General features: G+C 62.7%; 4 protein-coding genes and 1 pseudogene. 1 reads left to right on the top strand and 4 read right to left on the bottom strand.

The window, feature by feature from the left end:
• Positions 1-79 precede the first annotated feature (79 nt).
• The 4 genes and pseudogenes from WBA38_RS18390 to WBA38_RS18375 all read right to left on the bottom strand — a co-directional run bounded on the left by WBA38_RS18390 (position 80) and on the right by WBA38_RS18375 (position 4,375).
• Positions 80-1,300: a trans-sulfuration enzyme family protein gene (locus WBA38_RS18390; protein WP_424323273.1), complete on the bottom strand. Its 1,221-nt coding sequence runs from the start codon at positions 1,298-1,300 to the stop codon at positions 80-82.
• Positions 1,218-2,171 carry an OpgC domain-containing protein gene (gene opgC / locus WBA38_RS18385; protein WP_424323270.1) on the bottom strand — a complete coding sequence of 318 codons (954 nt, stop codon included), beginning with the start codon at positions 2,169-2,171 and terminating at the stop codon, positions 1,218-1,220. Before opgC (WBA38_RS18385) ends, WBA38_RS18390 begins: the two co-directional genes overlap by 83 nt.
• 49 nt (positions 2,172-2,220) lie before the next feature.
• Positions 2,221-2,415: pseudogene (opgC, locus tag WBA38_RS18380) on the bottom strand (OpgC domain-containing protein); the annotation flags it as partial.
• A gap of 172 nt (positions 2,416-2,587) precedes the next feature.
• A complete protein-coding gene (locus WBA38_RS18375; protein ID WP_424323269.1) occupies positions 2,588-4,375 on the bottom strand; it encodes an AMP-dependent synthetase/ligase in 1,788 nt (595 codons plus the stop codon).
• Positions 4,376-4,514: 139 nt separating this feature from the next.
• Here WBA38_RS18375 and WBA38_RS18370 point away from each other — a divergent pair, with 139 nt between their 5' ends.
• Positions 4,515-6,296 (top strand): DEAD/DEAH box helicase, encoded by a 1,782-nt coding sequence (locus tag WBA38_RS18370; protein ID WP_424295301.1) that lies wholly within the window; start codon positions 4,515-4,517, stop codon positions 6,294-6,296.
• Positions 6,297-6,385 lie beyond the last annotated feature (89 nt).

The following is a 6,385-nucleotide window of genomic DNA, read 5'->3' as shown; positions in this document are numbered from 1 at the left end:
CTGACATAGTGCGGGAATCGACGCATCATGCGAGAACGCGCCGGTGCCGGGGCCGGGGCCGGGGGTGGGGGTTGGGGGGCTAACGCCCGGTGGCGGAGTCGAGGGCGGCGGCGAGGTCGGCTTTCAGGTCTTCGACGTCCTCTAGGCCGACGGAGAAGCGCAAGTGGCCATAGGTGCGGAAACCTTCGGGGTAGGCAGCGACGCGGGGACCAGTGGTACCGACGTGCACAATCAGCGACTCGTCGTGTCCGACGGATACCGCCGAGGTGATGACCTTCAAGTCGTTGACGAAGCGGTTCTGCAGCGCGGGATCGCCCTTCAGCGCAAACGCCATGATGCCGCCGTAGCCACCCATGCCGCGCGAACCGTCGCCAAACTGGCGTTTGGCCAACTCGTGCTGTGGATGCGACTCCAGTCCCGGATAGGCGACGTACGCGATTCGGTCGTCAGCCTCCAAGAATCGAGCCAACTCCAACGCCGACTCCTGGTGCTGCCGCAAGCGTAGGGGGAGAGTCACCGAACCGCGCATAATCAGCCACGCATTGAACGGCGAAATCACGCCGCCGACGTCGACCATCGCCTCCGACCGGATCGGATCGACGAGCTTGGCGCTACCGATTACCGCGCCGCCCATCGCGTCGCCGTGACCGTTGATGTACTTCGTCAACGAATGCACGACGAGGCCCGCGCCGTCGTCGAGCGGGCGGTACAGGGGAGGAGGGGTAAATGTTGAGTCGACCATCAAGATGATGTTGTGCTCATCGGCGATCGCGGCCAGTGCCGCAATGTCGGCGACCTTCGTGGTCGGATTCGCAATCACCTCGGTGGCAATGAGTGCGGTGTTGGGACGAATAGCGGCGACCACCGCCTCGTGGTCGGTGATGTCGACGAACGTTGCCTCGATCCCATATTTGCGCGGCAGCAGGGACGTCCACAACTTGTAGGTCGCTTCGTAAGTGGTGTCAGAGACCACCACGTGATCGCCGACCGACACATGCCCGAAAAACACCGCGTGCAATCCGGCCACCCCGGATGCCAACGCCACCGCGTCCTCACCGTGCTCGAGGGCGCATAGTTTGTCCTGCAATGCGATCTGATTGATCCCGGTGTTTCGGGTGTACGTCAGGTGCTCGGGATTCGACCAGTCCATCGTCGACGGGTCCGGCGGCAGGTGATAGGAGTTCGCCATGATGATCGGCACTCGGATCGCCGCGCCTTCACCCTCGGCGTGATTCCCGCCGTGAACGCTCAACGTCCGTTCGCCGATCGATTCCGGCCTGAGCTTGTCCGGCCGGTTCATCTCGCTGCTCGCCATCTTTAAGGCCTCCGTTCCGGGACGATACCCACGCGTGTTGGACGGACGCGGCCAGCAGCATCGGCGCGCGATGCAACTTGTCGACGCCCAGCCGGGTTCGGATCTCCGCCCACACCCAGCACGCCGCGAACACTGCCACCGCTATGGCAACGGCCAGAGACGGCTTCCACGGGCGGTCGACGATCAACGTCGGGACGGCGAGCAAGCACAGCGCCTGCAACACGTAGGAGTCGAGACTGCGGGCACCGGTGGCTACCAGCGGCCGCAGCAGGTCGCGACGTAACCAGCGTAGGACGACCCGGAAGACGCCGTACACGCAGGTCACCACCAGGAATGCCAGCACGGCGCGAACGGGCCCGAGGTCGACCTTGTCGACCAGCAGCACCAAGTGCGGTCGGAGCGACGGCATCATCATCAGATCCTCGACGGTGATACCGACGATGAGGGTGACCATCAGCAACGGGGCGAGGAAGCGATCGATGCGTTCAGGGACGCGCCACGCATCCCATTTCCAGCCGATGACGAGCGCAGGAATGAACAGCACCTGCCAGGCCGCCCAATTCTGAATTGGCGGTCCGCCCGGAAATGACTGGATGGTTGTTGGGCCGGTCCCGTGGGTGCCGGTCGGCCAGATCATCGTCGCGGCGAACAGGACCAACGACGCACCGAGGACCAACGGCCACAGCCGTCGAGCCATGATCGGCAAAATCAGCGCAGCCAGACCCATCAGGATCAGATACAGCAGCAGAATGTTGCCGCCGCTGGGCAGGTACCGGAGCGTGAACGACCACTCGAGTTTGGTCCCCAAGTGATGGGCCCGGCGGCAAGATGGCGAGCCGACGAAATGTCCGGGCATCGACGAGGTATGACGCCGCCACCGCGGCCAGCGAAATCAGAAGCTGACACAGGTACAGGACAAACAGCCGCTTTCCGATCCGGCGATAGGCGTAGCCGAGTCCGAACCGACCGATCCACCGCTGGTAGACGATCCCAAGAACCAGCCCCGACAGCAGCACAAAGGCGCTCATGCCGTCGACATACGGAAAGAGATGAGTTGGCCGGGCGGCGATGGTGCCCGCCGAAAAATGCAGGCTGATCATGCTCCAGATGGCGACACCGCGAGTGGCGTCGACCGCGAGGTCGCGACCCCCCGACAGCGCCCCCGTTGGCCTCCGCGGAGCTAAACGAGAACGACGGCGCACCGAACCGAGGTCCGATGCGCCGTCGTAGGAGAGATGCGAAGGAATGATTGCCTTCTCACCTCCCGGGGCCTTACGTGTACAGGCTGGCGATTGCCTGCTGGTACGTCTCGTGAATCACGTTTCGCTTCAGCTTCAACGTCGGCGTCAGTTCACCAGTTTCAATCGTGAAGTCGGTATCGAGGATTTCATACTTCTTGATTGCCTCGGCCTTCGACACGGTCGCATTGGCACCCGCAATTGCCTCGTCGATCTCGGCCCGCAACTCCGCGTTGTTGAGCAACTCCGAAATTGGGGTGGAAGCAGGCAGCGAATGACGCTCCAACCAGCCCGGGACAGCTTCGGCGTCGATCGTGATGAGCGCGGCGATGAATGGCTTCTTGTCGCCGACAACCAGGCACTGGCTGACCATTGGGTGCGCACGGATGGTGTCTTCGAGCTGCGAAGGCGACACGTTCTTGCCGCCCGCCGTCACGATGATTTCCTTCTTGCGCCCGGTGATGAACAGGAATCCATCCTCAAGGCGACCTATGTCGCCCGTGTGGAACCATCCATCGCGGATGGAATCGACAGTCGCCGCTTCGTTCTGCCAGTACCCGCTAAAGATCATCGGGCCCTTGAGGAGAACCTCGCCGTCGTCGGCGATTCGGATGGTGACGCCGGGAACCGGCTGACCGACCGAGCCGATACGACTGTGCTGCTCGTTGTTCGCAGTGACGGCAGCAGTCGTCTCCGACAGGCCGTAGCCCTCGAAGATCGGGATGCCCGCGCCGCGGAAGAAATGGCCCAAGCGCGCACCGAGCGGTGCGCCACCGGAGATGGCGCCTTCGCAGTTGCCGCCGAGTGCCGCACGCAGCTTCGTGTAGACGAGCTTGTCGAACACGAAGTGCTTCAGCTTCAGGCCCAAACCGATGTTGCCGGACTCGATACCTTGGCTGTACGCGATGGACGTTTCGACCGCCTTCGCGAAGATCTTGCCCTTGCCGCCGTCGCTCGCGTTCTGTTCGGCAGTGTTGTAAACCTTTTCGAACACGCGCGGGACCGACAGGACATAGTTCGGCTTAAACACAGCCAGGTCGGGGATCAGGTTCGCGATGTCGTTGGTGTGTCCGAGGATCACGCCTGTCTCAATGCAACCGACGGCGACGACGCGCGCAAACACGTGTGCCAGCGGCAGGAACAGCAGCGTCGACTTGCCTTCCTCCAGGCCGTTGCCGACGGCGACTGCACTGGCGATGGTCTCGGCCAGGAAGTTCTCGTGCGTCAGGACCACACCCTTCGGGCGGCCGGTGGTGCCCGAGGTGTAAATCAGCGTTGCCGGGTCACTTGCTCGCGAATTGGCCTCGCGCTCGTCGAGAGCCGAATCCGGAACGTCCGCGCCGCGCTTGCGGAGCTCGTTTACCGCGCCATCTTCGATTGCCAGCGTCTCTTTGAGCGCCGGTGCGTTCGAAATCACTTCGGCGTGCGTCGCCGCGTTTGCCGGGGTTTCGACGATGAGCATCGTCGCGCCGGAATCGGTGAGGATCCACTCCACCTGATCAGGGGAGGAGGTCTCGTAGATCGCGACGGTGACAGCCCCCGCCCGCCAGATTGCGTAGTCGAACATCGTCCACTCGTAGCGCGTGGACGACAGGAGGCCAACGCGGTCGCCTGGATTGACTCCCGACGCGATTAGCCCCTTGGCCAGCGCATCGATCTCTTCGGCGAAGGTTGCGGCGGTGACGTTGACCCATTGACCGGATTCCGTGCGACGGCGCAATAGCGGCATCGTTGGACGGTTTTTCCGATAATTTTGAACCGCCGTGATGGTGGTGGCGTTCTCGTCGACGGACTTGACTGATGGAGTCGTGAACTCCTGCATGGTGCGGCCCCTTTAGATACGGATTCCCAGATTCGTCTAACTGCCCGGGCTATCGAAACCCTACCCCACGGTTCAGTGAGCAGCATCACAGGGCCTAAACGGGGTACTATCTACAGCCGATGACTATGAATGTTCGCCGATGAGCGAATCAGACAACAGCAGTTCCGCCGAGAATTCCGTCGACGTTCCGGGATTCGACGGTCTCGGAATCGATTCTCGAGTGCTCAAGGCGATTGATGGCCTGGGCTACGAATCGCCTTCGCCCATCCAGGCGGCCACGATTCCTCCCTTGATGGAAGGCCGCGACGTCGTCGGCCTGGCGCAGACCGGCACCGGTAAGACGGCCGCGTTTGCCATCCCGATCTTGACCAGGCTCAACACCAAAGCGCGAAAGCCTCAGGCACTCGTGCTGGCTCCGACTCGTGAGCTGGCACTGCAGGTCGCCGAAGCTTTTGGAAGCTACTCGGTGCACATGCCAGAGGTGAAGGTCCTGCCGATCTACGGTGGCCAGAGCTACGGAATTCAGCTCAACGGACTGCGTCGCGGTGCGCAGGTGATCGTGGGTACTCCGGGTCGCGTGATCGACCACCTCGACAAGGGCACCCTCGACCTGTCAGAACTGGAATACCTTGTCCTTGACGAGGCGGACGAGATGCTGACCATGGGCTTCGCCGAGGATGTCGAGCGGATTCTCGCCGACACCCCGGATGAAAAGCAGGTCGCACTGTTCTCGGCGACGATGCCTGCGGCGATTGGCCGTCTGGCACGTAAGTACCTGAATAACCCGCAAGAAGTCACCGTTAAGGCCAAGACGGCGACCGCGCAGAACATCACCCAGAAGTACCTGCAGGTTTCGCACCAGCGGAAGCTTGATGCGCTGACGCGCGTCCTTGAGGTTGAAGACTTCGACGGGATGATCGTTTTCGTCCGGACCAAGTCGGCCACCGAAGAGCTGGCCGAGAAGTTGCGTTCGCGCGGTCTCAGCGCGATGGCCATCAACGGCGACATGGTGCAGGCCCAGCGTGAGCGGACCATCAACCAGCTCAAGGACGGCTCGCTCGACATCCTCGTCGCTACCGACGTCGCCGCTCGTGGCCTCGATGTCGATCGCATCAGCCATGTCGTGAACTACGACATTCCCCACGACGTCGAGTCGTACGTTCACCGCATCGGCCGTACCGGTCGCGCTGGCCGCTCGGGAACCGCGCTGCTGTTTGTCTCACCGCGTGAGCGGCACCTCCTGCGATCGATCGAGCGTCATAACCGCCAGGACCTCACCGAGATCGACCTGCCGAGCGTCGACGACGTCAACGCCCAGCGCGTGGCCAAATTTGCCGATTCGATCACCTCGAACCTGGCGTCGGACAACCTGGACCTGTTCCGCGGCCTGGTGGAGAGCTACGCCCGGGAGAACGACGTCGCGATGGCCGATATTGCCGCGGCACTCGCACTCGAGACGCGCGATGGCGGCTTCCTAATGTCGCCCGATCCGCCAGCCGGCGCACGACGTGAACGCGATGACCATCGCGAGCGCGCACCGCGCGGAAGCAAGGGCGGACACTTTGCGACCTACCGAATTGCAGTTGGTCGCAAGCACAAGGTGTCGCCGGGAGCGATCGTTGGCGCGATTGCCAACGAAGGTGGCCTTTCACGAGGCGACTTCGGTAACATCAGCATCCGCGACGAGTTCAGCCTCGTCGAACTGCCCAACGATCTTGATGCAGGCACCCTCGCGATGCTCAAGCACACCAAGATCGGTCGCAATCCGATCGACTTGCGCCCCGACCTGGGCTCACCGCGCGGTCGTGGCGGGAGCAACCGGACCGACGAGCGTCGGAAGGGCGGCTACCGCAAGAGTGGTGGCGACAACTTCGGTAAGCGCTCCTCGCGCGTTGCCGGTCGCGGACGCGACGGTCGCTAGAAATCGCACAAGGAATGGCTCCCGATGCTTCGGTATCGGGAGCCGTTCTACTCTCTGGCGGCACTACCGCTCCGGGACGGCTGTTCCAA

Origin of the sequence: Gordonia sp. (in: high G+C Gram-positive bacteria) (genome assembly GCF_049647785.1) — a bacterium.
Taxonomy (GTDB): Bacteria; Actinomycetota; Actinomycetes; order Mycobacteriales; family Mycobacteriaceae; genus Gordonia.
This window is presented reverse-complemented; position numbering and strand designations above follow the sequence as displayed.